This window comes from Rhizobium ruizarguesonis, assembly GCF_012349115.1.
Lineage (GTDB): Bacteria > Pseudomonadota > Alphaproteobacteria > Rhizobiales > Rhizobiaceae > Rhizobium > Rhizobium ruizarguesonis.
The window spans coordinates 14417-30566 of the sequence record NZ_PQIG01000091.1 but is presented as its reverse complement, the minus strand read 5'-3'; the positions used below and the strand labels follow the sequence as shown (position 1 = coordinate 30566).

General features: G+C 63.3%; 12 protein-coding genes. 6 read left to right on the top strand and 6 right to left on the bottom strand.

Translation table 11 applies throughout. The features are described 5' to 3' along the window. Positions 1-67: 67 nt before the first annotated feature. Positions 68-7057, bottom strand: a complete 6990-nt coding sequence (locus C3Y91_RS23355; protein ID WP_075225822.1) for an apolipoprotein A-IV repeat region-like domain-containing protein — start codon at positions 7055-7057, stop codon at positions 68-70. A 462-nt stretch (positions 7058-7519) separates the two neighbouring features. Here C3Y91_RS23355 and C3Y91_RS23350 point away from each other — a divergent pair, with 462 nt between their 5' ends. Beyond that, positions 7520-7903: an Hpt domain-containing protein gene (locus C3Y91_RS23350; RefSeq protein WP_017964526.1), complete on the top strand. Its 384-nt coding sequence runs from the start codon at positions 7520-7522 to the stop codon at positions 7901-7903. Positions 7904-8165: 262 nt separating this feature from the next. Beyond that, a complete protein-coding gene (locus C3Y91_RS23345; RefSeq protein WP_024321843.1) occupies positions 8166-8486 on the top strand; it encodes a 2Fe-2S iron-sulfur cluster-binding protein in 321 nt (106 codons plus the stop codon). A gap of 316 nt (positions 8487-8802) precedes the next feature. On the opposite strand, the gene C3Y91_RS23340 is transcribed toward C3Y91_RS23345, so the two are convergent. Then, entirely contained in the window at positions 8803-9429 is a 627-nt protein-coding gene (locus tag C3Y91_RS23340; RefSeq protein WP_024321842.1) for a DUF922 domain-containing Zn-dependent protease, read from the bottom strand. A gap of 101 nt (positions 9430-9530) precedes the next feature. On the opposite strand from C3Y91_RS23340, the gene folP reads away from it, so the two are divergent. From folP to folK, 3 genes are read left to right on the top strand one after another with little or no spacing between them, the layout of a single operon-like run. Next, complete coding sequence (gene folP / locus C3Y91_RS23335) at positions 9531-10400, top strand: dihydropteroate synthase (protein WP_018072300.1); 870 nt, start codon at positions 9531-9533, stop codon at positions 10398-10400. Further along, positions 10397-10762 (top strand): dihydroneopterin aldolase, encoded by a 366-nt coding sequence (gene folB, locus C3Y91_RS23330; RefSeq protein WP_017964523.1) that lies wholly within the window; start codon positions 10397-10399, stop codon positions 10760-10762. The genes folP and folB overlap by 4 nt, the downstream gene beginning before the upstream one ends. After that, a complete protein-coding gene (folK, locus tag C3Y91_RS23325; protein ID WP_024321841.1) occupies positions 10755-11288 on the top strand; it encodes a 2-amino-4-hydroxy-6-hydroxymethyldihydropteridine diphosphokinase in 534 nt (177 codons plus the stop codon). Before folB ends, folK begins: the two co-directional genes overlap by 8 nt. Before the next feature lie 54 nt (positions 11289-11342). Here folK and C3Y91_RS23320 read toward each other — a convergent pair whose 3' ends face one another. The 4 genes from C3Y91_RS23320 to C3Y91_RS23305 all read right to left on the bottom strand — a co-directional run bounded on the left by C3Y91_RS23320 (position 11343) and on the right by C3Y91_RS23305 (position 15352). Beyond that, positions 11343-11894, bottom strand: a complete 552-nt coding sequence (locus tag C3Y91_RS23320; RefSeq protein WP_017964521.1) for a hypothetical protein — start codon at positions 11892-11894, stop codon at positions 11343-11345. Between the two features lie 210 nt (positions 11895-12104). After that, entirely contained in the window at positions 12105-13184 is a 1080-nt protein-coding gene (locus C3Y91_RS23315; protein ID WP_130655647.1) for a YcjF family protein, read from the bottom strand. Then, complete coding sequence (locus C3Y91_RS23310) at positions 13181-14656, bottom strand: YcjX family GTP-binding protein (RefSeq protein WP_018072297.1); 1476 nt, start codon at positions 14654-14656, stop codon at positions 13181-13183. The genes C3Y91_RS23315 and C3Y91_RS23310 overlap by 4 nt, the downstream gene beginning before the upstream one ends. 201 nt (positions 14657-14857) lie before the next feature. Continuing rightward, positions 14858-15352, bottom strand: a complete 495-nt coding sequence (locus tag C3Y91_RS23305) for a SixA phosphatase family protein (RefSeq protein ID WP_018072296.1) — start codon at positions 15350-15352, stop codon at positions 14858-14860. 276 nt (positions 15353-15628) lie between these two features. On the opposite strand from C3Y91_RS23305, the gene dksA reads away from it, so the two are divergent. Further along, positions 15629-16048 carry an RNA polymerase-binding protein DksA gene (dksA, locus tag C3Y91_RS23300; RefSeq protein ID WP_017964517.1) on the top strand — a complete coding sequence of 140 codons (420 nt, stop codon included), beginning with the start codon at positions 15629-15631 and terminating at the stop codon, positions 16046-16048. The last annotated feature ends 102 nt before the right edge of the window (positions 16049-16150 follow it).

Genomic DNA, 16150 nt, shown 5'->3' with positions numbered 1-16150 from the left:
GATGGCGAAAGCCGCCTGACACATGTTCAAGCGGCTTCCCGGATAATTCCAGTTCAGATCAGCTAGTTCAGCCGAGCCTGCCTGCGGCATGAGCGAGCATCGTGTAGACCTTGCCCGTATCCGAGGTGAGGTAGGACTGCGTCACCGTCCGGTTCGGGTCGGTGCGGGCGACGTCGGCGAGCAGCTTTTCGAAATCACCGATGTAGCGGTCGACGGCGGTGCGGAACTCCGGTTCGCGGTCGTATTTGCGCTTGATCTCGTCGAAGGTCTGTTGGCCCTTCAGCGTGTAGAGGCGACGGGTGAAGACGTCACGTTCGCCGCGCTGGTAGCGGCGCCAGAGATCGACCGAGGCGTCATGGTCGATGGCGCGGGCGATATCGACCGAGAGCGAGTTCAGCGATTCGACGACGTGACGCGGATTGCGGCTGTCGTTGCTGCGCGCGGCCGGCGCGGCAGTTTCCGCCGGGCGGGCGGTAACACGGGCGGCCGCGGCCTCGTCGGCGGCTTCCTCGCGCGATGCGCCACGCAGGAGATCGCTGATCCAACCGCCGCTTTCTGGACGAGCCGGCTCTTGGCGACCTGTTTCCGGGCGGCCTGTTTCCTGGCGAGTGGGGGCAGGCTGCGGGGCGGCGCGCTGGGGGGCGGCAGCCGGCGCAGACGGTGCGATCGTTCCGCGCAGACCTGTCGCTTCGATCGGCGGCGGTGCTGCCGGCTGCGGCGGTTGGGCTGCGACCGGCTGGGCGGGACGCGGAGCCGGCTGCGCCTGAGCGAGTGTGCGGGCGACAGGCTCGGAGATCTCGAGCTGCTGGCTGGAGCGGCCGACGAGTTGGGAGATATCCTGCAGCGCCTTGATCTGCTCGGCGACGGCCCGGCGCATGGCCGATGCGCTTTCCTTGGCTTCCTCGGGAAGATCGAAAGCGCCGCGCTTCAGCTCGGCGCGGGTGGCATCAAGCTCGTTACGGATGTCGGCCGCGGAGCGGCGGATATCCTCGGTGGCGCCGGAGAAGCGGCCGACGGCATCATCGATCGCCTCGCGCAGCGCTTCCCGCATGTTCTGGGCGGCGCCGTCGGAGGCGCGGCCGGCTTCGCCGAGCATGCGCTCGACTTCCGACAGCGAGGCGGTGAGGCCGCCGCGAATGCGATTGGAGAGATCGCCGGAACGGCGCTCGACATTGGCAAAGGTGCCGTCGATCGTCGTATTGGCCTCATCGCCGGCGCGGGTGATCGCCTCGCGCATCGTCTCTGCCGCTTCCTGGGCGCGCTTCTCGGTTTCGGTGAGAATGCGGCCGATATCGGCGAAGGAGGACTGCACGCCCTGGCGCAAATTGCCGGTAACCTGGCTGGAGCGCTGCTCTGCCCGCTCGAACACGGTCTCGATCATGCTGCCGAGGCCTTGCATGGTCTTTTCGATCTCGGCGGAGCGCTGGACGAGGCCGACCGAGAGCGTCTGCAGCGCGCTCTCGCGCTCTTCGAGCGTCGAGGCGAGGTTGGACTGGGCGGCGCCGAGAAGCTGCGAGGCCTGGGTCAGGACCTTGGAGTGTTCGTCGAAGCGGCCGATGATGCCGCCGACCTGTGACAGCGTCTGGCCCGAGATGTCGGAGAGGCGGTCGACCTTGCCTTCGAGAAGCCTGGTCGAGGCGGAGACCATTTCAGCGGCCCTGGTGGCGGAGTCGGCAAAGCGCGTGGTGGTATCGCCGAGACGACCGTCGACGCTGGTCAACTGCTCGGCGGCGCGGTTCATCATCATCGCCATCGCCGCACTGCTTTCCGACATGCGCTCGACGAGGCCGTTGACGTTGCCGACAAGGCTGTTCTCGATGGCGCTGACGGCATTGGCGACATTCTCGGTGCGGGCGGCAACGGCGCTGGCGAGCGCTTCGTTTTCGGCGCGCAGACGGTCGGCGCTGAGGTTGGCCGCGGCGGTGATGCGGGCGGCGGCCTGCTCGCCGGCATCGGTGTAGCGGTCGATGATCGGGCGGGCCGTTTCGTCGAGGATGCGTGTCAATTCGACCGAACGGCCTGATAGCATCGAGTTGAGGTCGCGGGTGCGCTCTTCGAGCGTCGAGCGGATCGAGTTGCCGCGCGCTTCGAGCGCCCGGTCGATTTCGGAGAACGTCGTATCGATCTCGCGGGCACGCTCTTCGAGGTTGGTGCGAATGGCGCTGCTGCGTGCTTCGAGCGCCCGGTCGACATCCGCCATGGTGGCGGAAATCTCGGTGCCGGCGCCCGACAGGGTCGAGCGGATGGCATTGCCGCGTGTCTCCAGGGACTGGCCGGCATCCGACAGTACCTTGGAGATGGCATTGACCTGCGTGCCGACGATGGTCTCGGCCTCTGCGACCTTGTTGACGATGGCGTTGCCGGCTTCCGAGAAGGTCTGGGCAACGGCAGCGGCCTGGCTTGCCAGCCGGTTCTGAGCTTCGGCGACGCGGGTGACGATCTGTGACGAGCGCTCATCCATGGTGCGGGTGAATTCGTCGCTTTTCGCATTGAGATCCTCGGCGAATTGCTGGCCGGTCTTGCCAAGCAGTTCGGTGGTTCTCGTCGCTTCGCCTTCCATTCCCTGAGCCGCGTCGGCAACCGCACTGCGCAGCGTCGAGGCGAGACCGGCGGCCTTGCCTTCGATGGTGCGGTTGACGGCATCGAGGCCGACGGTCAACGCACGGTCCATTGTGGAGAGGCGTTCCTCTATGCGTTCGTTGCCGCGGTCGAGGGTTTCGCCGAGGCTCGCGGTGCGACCCTCGATGGCGCCCGTCAGGCTGGTGGTGCGGCTGTCCAGCGTCTCGGCCAGATTGGCGGTGCGGCTGTCGATCGCCTGAGTGAGGTTTGCAGCACTGCCTTCGAGCGTCGCCGAGATGCGCTGCGTGGCATGGTCGCTGAGCGCGCCGATACGGGAGACGCCGTCGGCAAGCACGCCGGACAGCTGGCCGCTGGCTGCTTCGACCTTTTCGGCAACGCCGCCGACGCCATCGCGGATGCGGGTCTCGATCGCTGCAAGACCAGATTCCACACGCGATCCGGTTTCTTCAAAACGGCCCGTCAGGCTTTCGACCGACCGATCGAGATGGGCGGAGAAATTCTGGGTGGAGCTTGAAATCGCATTTGCCGCCTCCTGGAAGCGGCCGGCGATCTGGCCGGCGCCGGCATGCATGCGATCTTCCAATGTCTGGGCGCCGGCATCGATCGCCTGGCGGATCGCCGCTTCACGGTGCTCCAGCGACAATTCGAGCATGCCGACGCTTGTCGCCACCGAGGTGCCGATGCTGGTCGCCTGTTCGGCCAGCGTATCGCTGATCAGCGCATGGGCCTGGTTCAGCGATAGATCGATGGCGTTGGCGCGGTCTTCGAGCGTCGTGCGGATGCGCTCATGGGCAGAGGCGAGCCCGCCCTCGATGCGCGCTGCGGCCTCGTCGGCGAGGCCTCCGAGCCGTGTATGTGCATCGGTCAGACGGCCTTCGATGCGGCCGGTCAAGCCGCCGACGAGATCCTCGAAGCGGGCGCCGCCGGTATCGAGAACGCCTGAGAGGGCGGCGCTATGTTCGGAAAGCGCATTTTCGAGCCGCTGCTGATTGTCAGTATAAGCGGTGCGGATTGCATCGGTCTTGTCGGAGAAGGCGCCGGCGACTCGGGCTTCGGCACCGGAGACGGCCTCCATGATGGCGTTGCTGCGGGCTTCGAGCACACTGTCGAAGCGGCTCTGGTTATCGTCGAGCGAAATGGCGAGCGCCATGGTCTTTTCATCGAGCGTATCGGTGAGCCGATCGTGGGTTGCCGTTACGGCGCCGATGATCGCGGCGGTGCGGTGGCCCAAGGCCTCCTCGAGGCGAGCCTGGCCTTCGGTTAGCGAGGCGGCGAGGGCGGCGGCCTTCTGGTCGAGCACTCCGTTCAGGCCGACATGCGTGCCGGAAACCGCATTGGTGATCGCCTCGGCGCCTGTTGTCAGCGTCTCCTCGAGACGGCTCTGGCTCTCATTCAGCGAGATGGCAAGCGCCATCGCCCGATCGTCGAGTGTCTCGGACAGGCGGTCGTGGGTGGCAGAGACCGCATTGAGTAAGGATTCCGAGCGGCTCTCCAGGGTGTCCTGCAGGCGGCTCTGGCCCTCGTTCAGGGAGGCGGCGATCGCCGTCGCCTTTTCGTCGAGCGTTTCCGAGAGTCGGTCGTGCGTGCCGGACACGGCCTTGAGGAAGGCTTCAGAGCGTGCTTCCAGCGTGTCTTCGATCCGCGACTGGCTCTCATTGAGCGAGATGGCGAGCGTCATCGCCTTCTCGTCCAGCGTCTCGGACAGGCGGTCATGGGTGCCGGAGACCGCATTCAGCAGGGCTGCCGAGCGGGTTTCCAGCGTGTCTTCGATACGCGTCTGGGTTTCGTTGAGGGAGATGGCGAGGGCCATCGCCTTTTCGTCCAGCGTCTCGGAGAGGCGATCATGGGTGCCGGAAACGGCGTTCAGCAGCGCTGCGGAGCGGGTTTCGAGCGTATTCTCGATACGGGCATGGCCTTCGCTCAGCGAGGTGGCAAAAGCTGCCGCCTTGCCGTCCAGAGTCTCCGAGAGACGATCATGGGTGCCGGAGACGGCGTTCAGCAGCGCCGCGGAGCGGGTTTCCAGCGTATCCTCGATGCGGGCCTGGCCCTCGTTCAAGGAAATGGCGAGCGCCATCGCCTTTTCGTCGAGTGTTTCGGCAAGACGGTCGCGCGTGCCGGATACAGTGTTCAGCAGTGCCTCGGCGCGCGTTCCAAGCGCATCCTCGATGCGGGCATGGCGCTCGTCGAGCGAGGTCGTAAGGGCCGCCGCCTTGCTGTCCAGCGTTTCCGACAGGCGATCATGCGTGCCAGACACGGCGTTGAGGAAGGCCTCGGAGCGGGTCTCGAGCGTGTCCTCGATGCGAGCCTGGCTCTCGTTCAAGGAAATGGCGAGCGCCATCGCCTTTTCGTCGAGCGTCTCGGCAAGACGGTCATGGGTGCCGGAGACGGCATTGATGATGGCGTCGGAGCGGGTTGCCAGCGCTTCCTCGAAGCGCCCATGATGCGTGGTCAGCGCCTCGACCAGCGCGCCGCCGCGCTCTGCCATGACGCTGTCGATGCGGCCGTGGGCGGTGCCGAGCGCCTCGCTGATTTCGGCCGTACGCGCAGCAAGCACGCCGCTCAGCTCCTCGGCGCGACCGCCGAAGGCAGCGGTCACCTGCTCTGTGCCAGCGGCAACGGCAGTCGTCAGATCGGTGGTGGTGGTGCGTAGCGTGTCGCGGAGTTCGGCCGAGCGTGTCTGAAGGTTGTCCTGCAGTTCGGAGGTGCCTGATGCAAGCGTCAGCGCGATTTCAGAAGTCGCGCTCTGCAGCGCAGAGGTCAGTTCACCGGTGCGGCTGGTGAGTGCTGTGGTAATTTCGTCTGCGCGGTTGCCAAGCGTGCTTTCCAGCACTTCGTGGCTGGTGGCGAGCGCGGTGGCGAGCGCCAGCGACTGGTCGGTCATCGACGAACCAAGCCGGTCGATGCCGGAATTCAGGATGCCGTCGATCGAATCCGAGCCGCCGGTCAGCGTCTCGTTGATACGAGCGAGGCTCTCGATCAGCTTGGTATCGAGCGAGCCGGTTCGCTTGTCGAAGGCGCTGGTGAATTCGGCGACGCGTTCGTCGAAGGCGGTCGACAGTTGGGCGACGGTCGTCTGCAGCCGCTCTTCGAAGAAGCCGGAGCGCACGTCGAGATCCATGACGGCGTCGTCGGCCGTGGTCTGCAGGCTCTGGCGGAAACTTGCGCCCTTTTCGTCGAGCGCGCTGTTCAGCTTCGACAGCACGTCGTCAAGCGTGCCGCCGATCGTGCGTTCGCCTGACGTCAGGCTCTCGTTGATCTCGCGGGTGCGGGCGATCAGGATCTCGTTGAGCTGGTGCGTGCGCTCGTTCAGCGCCGCATTCAGCTTCTCGGTGCTGCTGTCCATGGTCGAGGCGCGCGTTTCGAACTGGCTGAGCAGCCTTTCGCCGTGGTCGTTGAGATTGACGGAGAGCGCTTCGAGGCGGTTGTCGAATTCTGTGGCGAGCGCAAAACCCGATGCGTTGAGTGTCTGCAACAGGGTATCGGTCTTGGCTGCGAGCAGGCTGCCCATCGACTGCAGAGCGTTGTCCGACTTTTCCAGGATCGTCGCGGCGCGCGTATCGATCAGCGAGGCGAAGGCTTCGCCCGATGTGGCAAGCCGCACCGCGATCTCTTCGGTCGCAAGCGACAGCTCTTCCTTCAGCTGGTCGTGGACGCTGCCGATCGAGGTGCGGATACGGTCGGCATGGTTGACGATCGCCTCACGCTCGGAGCCGAGTTCGTGGACGAGGCCGCGAACGCGCAACTCGTTGTCGGCATAGGAACGTTCAAGCGCATTGACTTCGGAATGGACGAGCGTTTCCAGCTCGGAGGCACGCGCGATGGTGCGCTCGATGCCCTCGTTCATGGCCGAGACCTCACGGCGCACGGCCTGGCCGACGGTCATGATGCGCTCGGAGGCGATGGTTTCCGGCTCTGCCAGGCGCAATGCCACCTCTGCCATGGAGCGGGCGGCGTTGCGCATGTCCTGAGCGCGAGAGATCATGATGGCGAAGGCATAGAACATCATCACGGGAACGATGATGCCGACGAGGCCGGCGATGACGCCGGGCAGGGCGACGAGATCGGCGAGCGAACGGATCTGCCAGATCTGCGGAGCATAAAGCAGCGACATCAGGCCGAGGCCGGCCATGACCCAAAGCACGGAAAACAGCGTGGCGGTGCGCACCGCCGAGCGGCTGGAGGCGCCGTCAAAGGATTTCAGGATCGAAGCGGGCGTATTGCGGCTGGCGTCGTTGGCGGGCGTGAAGGCCGGACCCCTGGAAGCCTGCTCGCCGGCGGCACCGCGGCGGCTGCGGCGCTGCGCTTCTTCCTGCTGATTACGCGCATTCGATGGATCAGACACATTAGCCTCCGGGGCCTGGGGCGCGTCGCCGCGGCGAGACGGTACATTATCCTTGCTAAAGTCGATCTGGAGCGCCTCGTCCAATGCCTTGAACGCCTTGTCCTCAATTGACTCATTGTATTTGTTGTTCGCCATTCGGGTATGCCTCGTTACTGTCAGCCGGCCCAACCGCGCATCCCTGGCTTCCGCCTCACCCGGGAACAACTTTGCCGTTCCAGCCTTCCATCCCAACGAAGGACGGATAAGCATGTCATTTCAGAGTAGATAGCCGCTTTTTCAAACGGAAGGTATCAAAACACTACCATTATCCACTCGCTCGGCAAAGGCGCGTACCATAAACCCGCTCCACCAGTATCGTAGTGACACATCTGGGCTCTTCACACAATTAATGAAGGCTTGAGATTCACGGCTCGTTAACCCGTTGTTAACATCTTTGAATCCGAGGCATCGCTTAAAAACCAATAATTTAGGGATATTTAACGGACGTTAACCATATGGCGAGATTTCCGCCATGAATGTGCCGGAATTTAACGTGATGGCCACCCTCCTGACGCAGAACTGTTGCAACTGCGGACGATAGAGACGGGAGAATTGGCAATGGCAGCCCAGATGGCAGCATTGAACATCGTATTCGAGGCGCCGGATAATGCAAAGGGACCGTGTCCTTCGAAGGTCCGGCCGATCGATCTGGTCCATCTCGCAAAGCAGACGATGGGCGACAAGACGCTGGAAATCGAAGTCCTTCAGATGTTTGCGCGCCAGGCGCGTGCCTGCCTCCAGGATATCGCGAGTGGCGAAACCATCCGTATTGGCGCAGCCGCGCACCGGCTGAAGGGTGCGGCAAGCTCGGTCGGCGCGTTCCGCGTGTCGCAGACGGCGGAAGCCGTCGAGGAAACCGGCGGTGATGCCGGCGCGACAGCAGCGCTCGGTGCTGCCGTTATCGATGCCGAGAATTTCATCCTGAAGCTCTGCCGCGGCTGATCTCCAAGTCTTTGTCTGACGCATGTCGTTGTCCCAAAACCGCTGCACAATTTTGGGCGAGATGCATTGAGGTACCGTTCGAACGAGGCCCGTTGTTCCATTGCGGAACCGCGGGTCTTTTTGCGACGTCCGGTATGACGCTTTGAAGACGGCGGGCGAAGGCCCGATCTGCGAGGTTGTCGCGGATTTCCCAATGTTGACTGACGCGTCGAATTGTCGGAAGAAAATCCGCCCATCCACCTGAAGACCGGAAATAGTTCTGATGCCCAAACTTACCATCGTCGCGTTCGACGGCACGCGCTTCGACCTCGACGTCGACCAAGGCTCCACCGTGATGGAGAATGCCGTGCGCAATTCGGTGCCCGGCATCGAGGCCGAATGCGGCGGCGCCTGCGCCTGCGCGACCTGTCATATCTATGTCGACGAGGAGTGGACGGAGAAGGTCGGCCAGCCGGAAGCGATGGAAGAGGACATGCTCGACTTCGCCTTCGATGTACGCCCGACCTCGCGGCTGTCCTGTCAGATCCGGATGAAGGCTGTCTATGACGGGCTCGTGGTGCACGTGCCGGAACGCCAGGCCTGAAGCGCGCTGCGCTTCAAACGTCGCCGAAAAATCCGATATCAAAAAAGACGCCTCGCGCGCTAGAGCGAGCGAGGCGAGGCGGGCGCATTACCTACGGATGAGGGAGGAACATCCGCGGCTTCGGAACGCGCCAGGAGAACCCAGCGATGAAAGTGCAGATGCCGTACCTGAACTTTCGAATGTGTTCATATTAACGCGTTCCGGTTGAGTCTGCCAGGATGAAAAATGACCATTCAATCGCTGGGGAGGGTGCAAGTTTCGCACAAGTTTCGTTGTGCAGCTAAGGTTTTCCGCTCGCAACCAAACTGAAAAAGCCTTATTTTGCGCCGGCTCGACCATTGATTCGATTGTTCAGCAACCGCAACATGCGCTTCTGAAAATTGACCGCCTCGACCCGGTCGAATCGCGCCTGCTGCCGGTCGTGCTCCTCTATACCGCGAGCTGATTCGTCGGAGACGAGTTCCTGCATGGCTTCGCAGCCGCGCTGCTGCGGCAGCGCCCGGATGGCGCGCTCCATGGCGCGGGCCTGATCGCGGGCGATCTCGGCGTGGCGCTCCTCGTGGCGCTTGATATCGCTCGACAGAGCGTCCCAGATCATCGACAGCTCCTTGCTGGCGCCCCTGCGGCTGCTCCAGCGCGGCAGGATGATCTGGGTGTGGACCGTGACCTTGACGTTGCCGACGCGGCAGCGCCCGTTATCCTGAATATAGGTTGCTTCGCCGCCGAAGCGGATCTTCGTGGCGCCGGGATGACGCGCCGAAGAGCCGCTCGCCGTCGGCCCGCGCCGGCTGAGTTCGCGGTCGAGCTCATCCGCGGTTGTGCCGCGAATGTCGAAATAAGAATAGCTTTTCGATGCGATCACTTCGGCTGCCACGGGGCTGCAGAGGGAAAGAGCAATGGAAAAGGCGATAGGAAGGACCATATAACGCACTGCAAGCGGCATTCTGAACGCAACCCGTGTTGAAATCGACGGGAGCTTGGGGCATAGCCACCACAAGCGCAATATCGGATGGTGCTTTTTTCGTCTCCAATGGGATAAGTCTGGTGACAGGGCTCGAAGGCAGATTGTGGCGTGTCGGCCATGGCCGGGAGATCGAACTCGGCCGTCGTTCGACGATCATGGCGATCATCAACGTGACGCCGGACTCCTTCTCCGACGGCGGACGCTTTGAAACCGTCGATGCGGCGGTCGAGCAGGCGCTGCGGGCGGTGAGCGAGGGTGCCGGAATTGTCGATATCGGCGGTGAATCGACCCGGCCGAACGCAGCAACCGTCAGCCCTTCCGAGGAGCAGGCGCGCGTGCTGCCCGTCATCGAGGCGCTACGCGGCCGCACCCAGGCGCTGATTTCCATCGACACCTATCGCGCCGAAACGGCGCGGCTTGCAATCAGTGCCGGCGCCCATATCGTCAATGACGTCTTCGGGCTGCAGAAGGAGCCCGATATCGCTGATATCGCCGCAGTGACAGGAGCCGGACTCTGTATCATGCATACCGGTCGCGACAGGGTAAAACTTGTCGATGTGATTGCCGACCAGGTGCATTTCCTCGAGCGATCGCTTGCGATCGCCGCTGCGTCAGGCGTCAACAGCGATCGCATCGTGCTCGATCCGGGCTTCGGCTTCGCCAAGGAGACGGCGGAAGAAAACCTGGAGCTGATGGCGCGGTTTTCCGAACTTTCCCGCTTCGGTCTGCCGCTGCTCGCCGGTACGTCGCGCAAACGCTTCCTCGGCGCGGTAACGGGGCGTGAGGCGCAGGACAGGGATGCGGCGACGGCTGCGACCAGCGCGCTGCTCAGACTTCAAGGGGCTGCGGTTTTCCGCGTGCACAATGTCGCAATCAACAGGGATGCGCTCGATATCGCCGATGCTATGCTCAATGCGCGCCAGGAATTCGAGAGGAAGCGGCCGACATGACCACCTACACGATTACGCTGCAGAACTGCGCCTTCTTCGCGCGCCACGGCGTGCATGACGAGGAGGAATTCCTCGGTCAGCGTTTCTTCGTCGATGCCGAGCTCGATGTCGTCGCCGGCGAGGCGCTGGAAAGCGATTCGATCAACGATACCGTCAACTACGGTGTCGCCTTCACCGTGATCGAGCAGATCGTTACGGGCAAACGGCGCTACCTGATCGAGGCACTGGCGCTCGATATCGCCAAGGGGCTCTGCGAGACATTCCCGCAAGTGCGGCGGGCGAAGATCACGGTGCGCAAGCCGAACGCGCCGGTGCCTGGCGTGCTCGATTTCGTGCAGGTGAGCGTTGAACATTTTGCCTGAGGCCGCATGGCAATCCGCCACACTCGGTCTCGGCGGCAATATCGGCGACCCCGTAAAGGCGATGGCGGCCGCGCTGCAGAGGCTGGACGGACGGGACGACTGTCGGGTTACGGCGGTCTCGCGGCTCTATCGCACGCCGCCCTGGGGCAAGACGGACCAATCCTTCTTCTTCAACGCCTGCGCTGCCGTCGAGACCAGGCTGGAGCCTGAGGCTTTGCTCGATGTCTGCCTGTCGATCGAACGGGAAATGAAACGTGAGCGCATCGAGCGCTGGGGGCCGCGCACGCTCGATATCGACGTGCTGACCTATCGCGATGTGATCCAGGACGCGCCGCGGCTGGAACTGCCGCATCCGCGCATGACCGATCGCGGTTTCGTGCTGATGCCGCTTGCCGATATCGCGCCGGGTCTGCTCGTCAGGGGCAGGGCGGTGAGTGAGTGGCTGTCGGATGCCGAGGTGACCGGAATCGAGGTCGCCGACGGTAGTCGCGACTGGTGGCTGAGCGCCCGAAGCAAGGGGACCTGAAACGCAAAACGGCGGGAAACCCGCCGCTTCAGGAAAATCCACTGTAGGGTTTGTCTACTCGATGGAACCGACGGCCATCTCGTCGACCTGGCGGGTCAGCGTCAGGCCGATGACCGGCACCATCTGGCTTTCGACCTTGACCGAAACGGTGACGTTCATCGTCTTGTCGTCGCGCACGCGGGCGATCATCGCGCCATTCAGCTTGGCGCGGTTGATGCCGACAACGACAGTATCCTCGGAGACGGCGCCGGAGACGACGTCAAGGCCCTTGCCGGCGGCGCCGTCGAGGAACTTGCCCTTGTAGGTCGAGCCCGACTGCGAGATGACGGCGGTCATCGGCTGCTTGAAGACGCCGACGCGGCAGGTGCCGTCGAGCTTGATGCCGGCGCTGCTGTCGCCGGTGGGCTCACCGATCAGGTTGCAGGTGAATTTCGTGCCCTTGTACTTGCCGGCGACGATTTCGCCAGGCCCCTTCCATGAGCCGGCGACGGAATCGAAGAACGCCTTGTCACGGGTTGCAGCAGTGGCTGCCGGAGCGACATCGGCGACGGGAGACAATGCCGCGGCGGCCAACCCGCATACGATGAGAAACTTGCGCGAATACATGGATTTTCCTTGGCAAACACCACTCACGAACTGGCTGCAAGTTTTGCCGAAGAATGGTTAATCCTTCCTTTCAATTGTGCCGAAATGCGAGGCGGCGCACGGCTTTCGTGCGACGGCGATTTTAAACTCCCGTCACTAGATCCTTGAATCTGCTGAAATTTCTCTGGCATTACGCAAGGGGAGGCGAAAGCTGCGGAATCGCTGTTTCGTTCAAGGATTGTTGCCGCGCGGCGACATGGACGGGGTGAGATCGCCGATGAAATCACCGATTCCCGGTCGCTTCAGGGCGCGGAAGGCGAGCGGACGGCAGAGATCCATCGCGGCGATTCCAATGCGGGCGGTCATCAGGCCGTTGATGACGCCTTCGCCCAGTCGGGCTGAGAGCTTGGAGGCCAGTCCATGGCCGAGCACCTGCTGCACCAGGCTGTCGCCGACGGCGATCGAGCCGGTGACGGCCAGATGCGCCAGCACGTCGCGCAGCAGGCGGAACATGCCGAGCGTGCCGGGACGGCCGCCGTAAAGCTCGGCCATGGCGCGAATGAGGCGCACGGCTTCATAGAGCACGTAGAGCAGGTCGACCACGGCGCGCGGGCTGACGGCCGTGACGATCGAGACGCGCTTGGAGGCATTGACGATCAGGGCGCGGGCCTTGCGGTCGAGCGGAGCAAGCAGTTCGCGCTCGGCCAGCGCGATCAGATGCGGGGGATCGATGACCTCGCCCTCGGTCGCCTTCAGCGTCGCACGGCCCTTCGATGTCTCGGGATTTGCCGAGAGCAGCGCAGTCAGCTGGGCGACGACAGCGCGCGCCTTGGCCGGCCGAGTCTCGAGGATCGCCGCCTCGGCTTCGGCCTTGATCTTCTGGACGGCGGCAAGACGCATCATGCCGATGGTTTCACGGATGACGAGGGCGAGTATGGCGAGAATGCCGACCGCCAGCACGGCAAGGGCCGCATAACCCAGCCAGTCGGCACGGGTGAATAGATCGCGGATCAGGCTATCGGTCCAGAGTCCGATGGCGAGCGACAGCAGGATGCCGAAGGCGCCGGCGGCGATCTTGCCGAAGGAGGTCCGACGTCTCGCCGGCGTTGCAACGGGGACCGCGCTCAGATCCTTGTCGGGATTGAGGAAGGGATCGTCCTCGTCAGATGTCACGACGATATTTTCGGAGAAGCTTTCTGGCTTGCGCCGCTGCTCTCCCTGCCGGCCGTTGTCGCGCAGCTCAGCAGCCTCGTCCTCATAGCTGAAGGCGGCGGGTGCGCGGCGCGGCGGATCGGACGGTGGCTTGCTCATGCGAGACGGTCTCCGAACAGGAACTGCATGGCGCGGTCGAGGCGGATATGCGGCACCGACAGCTTGATACCGCCGCCGGTTTCCTCAAGGTGCGGCGGGCGGAACCTGACGACATTGACATCGGGCAGTTGCACACCGGTCTCGCCCGAGGCGATGCGGTCGAACAGGCTTTCCGGATCCTCCGGCAGGTCGCCGGGGAAGATGGCGGTCTTTCTCTGGCCGTCAAAGCGCTCGCCGGCAATGGTTTCGCCTTCCATCGGCGTGCCGACAATGACCGGCAGTTCATGGCCGTCACGCTTGACGGTCGCCTCGCGGGTGGCCCGCACGGAGGCAAGCGCCATGACGTCGATGCCGGCACCGGCCATGCCGATGCGGTCGATGGCGCGGTCCACCAGGCGGCGGGTCAGCGCGTCGAGCCGGTCGTGGCTTTCATGGTGGAGATGATCGGCCTTGGTAGCGGCAACCAGTACGCGGTCGATGCGCCGCCCGAGCAGGGAGGAGAGCAGCGAATTGGTGCCGGGGCGGAAGCAGGCAAGCACATCGGTCAGCGCGCGCTCCAAATCCTGCACGGCTTCGGGGCCGCGGTTCATCGCCTGCAGCGCATCGACCAGGACGATCTGGCGGTCGAGACGGGCGAAATGCTCGCGGAAGAAGGGTTTGACGACGACGGATTTATAGGCCTCGTAGCGCCGCTCCATCATCGTCCAGAGCGAGCTGCGGCCGGGACGCCCGTCCGGCGGCAGAGCCAGCGGCGCAAAGGTCAATGCTGGCGAGCCATCGAGATCGCCGGGCAGGAGCAGGCGGCCAGGCGGCAGGGTGGAAAGCGAGCGTTCGTCGGCTTTGCAGGCTTTGAGATAATCGGCAAAAGCGGTGGCGAGGTCGCGGGCGATCATCTCGTCGGCGCCGGCATGGATGTCAGTGGCGCGCGTCAGCGCCAGCCATGGGCTCGACAGCTCGGAGCGGACGCCGGTTTCGGCAAGTGCCAACGTTTCCTCGCTGAACGTGCGGTAATCCTTGCCGAGCAGCGGCAGGTCGAGCAGCCATTCGCCGGGATAATCGACGATATCGATCGAAAGGCGGCCGGGCGAAAACAACCGGTTCCAGCCGCTGGCGCTCTGATAATCCAGCGTGATGCGCAGCTCCGAGATGGCGCGAGTCGAATCCGGCCAGATGCGGTCCTTCACCAGCGCACGGATATGGTCCTCGTACTGGAAGCGCGGCACGGCATCGTCGGGCTGCGGCTCCAGCCGTACCGCCGAGACGCGGCCTGATTGGACCGGTTCGAACAGCGGCAGGCGGCCGCCATGCAGGAGATTGTGGACGAGCGAGGAGATGAACACCGTCTTGCCGGAGCGGGAAAGGCCGGTGACACCGAGCCGCACGGTCGGATTGACGAGGCCGCTCGCCCGGTCGGCGAGATTATCGAACGCGATGCGGGCATCGTCGGCGAGGGATGTCAGGCGTGGCGGCAAGGCGCTAATCCGGTTGGTGACTGCCCCGCAATATAGGGAGGGCGCGCCGCCCGCAAAAGACGCGAGGCTAGAGCATTTCCGTTTTTCTTCGAATCACGGAAATGCTCTATTTCCTTGTTTTCACGCAATTCCCGGCAAAAGCGCTTCGCGCTTTGCCTGGCAAAACCGCGGCACAGTTTTGCTGGAATTGCTCTGAAGTCTTCAGACGACCACGAAATCGGTGAGGCGCCAGGCGGTGGCCGAAGCATCGAAATCGAGCACGGCAAGGCCAGCCGTCGGGAAGCCGCCGGGAAGAGCGCCTGCCATCGCCTCATGGCCGATCAGCGCCTCCAGCGCCTGCTCCATGGTTGGATTGTGGCCGACCAGCATGACAGCAGCCTCGTCCTGCGCATCGATGATCTCGAGATAGTTGTCGACCGTGGCGTTATAGAGCGCGTCGACATAACGAACCTCGAGCGTAAGGCCCATCGCCCGGTACACCGCATCGGCGGTACCGCGGCAGCGCAGCGCGGTCGAACTGATCAGAAGATCGGGACGGTAGCCTTTGTCGGCGGCCTTGTCGGCGATGATTTCGGCATCGCCGAAGCCATTTTCGTTGAGCGGCCGGTCGAAATCGCGCTGTCCGGGTTCGGCCTGGGCGGCCTTGGCGTGGCGCAGGAGATAGATGCGGTTGGGCGGAGGCAGGGGTACGGTCATGGGCAAATCCAGGATCCAGCGGGCCTTTTCAGTAGCGGTTGCAATCGGCCGGCGTCAACCGTCAGCGCTGCTCCAGCTGCCCAAAACGCGGCTGATAACATGGCGTTTTGAAGGCGAAGCAAAAAACGCAGGCCGGAATAATGATGAGAAAATAGTCTGTTAGCCGAAAACTGTGACAGATTTAAAAATCTGTTTACCTGTCGTATTTGGCTTGAATCGCGGCTAGCGCTTGGGATATACACCCCGCCAGATGAGATGTTCTTCAGGAGAATCGCGTTGAGTGAGAAGATCGATCTTAGCAATTACGTTCCCTCGGAAGAGGAAGAGTTCATGAACGTAAACCAGCGTGCCTATTTCAGGGCCAAGCTGGTTGCATGGAGAAATGATATCCTTAGAGAAGCGCGTGAGACGCTCGACCATCTGGCCGAGGAAAGCGCAAACCATCCCGACCTCGCCGACCGGGCGTCGTCGGAAACAGACCGGGCGATCGAACTTCGCGCCCGTGACAGACAGCGAAAGCTGATTTCGAAGATCGACGCGGCACTGCAGCGCATCGAAGACGGCACCTACGGCTATTGCGAGGAAACCGGCGAACCGATCGGCCTCAAGCGCCTCGACGCCCGCCCGATCGCGACGCTGTCGATCGAGGCGCAGGAGCGTCACGAACGCCGCGAAAAAGTCTATCGCGACGAATGAGAGTTTTCATGCAGGCATGAGAGCAGAATAGGCGCCGCGATCTGATCGCGGCGCTTTTTTGTTTATCCATTGTCCCGCGTGTTGGAGAACAAGCCGCAAAGG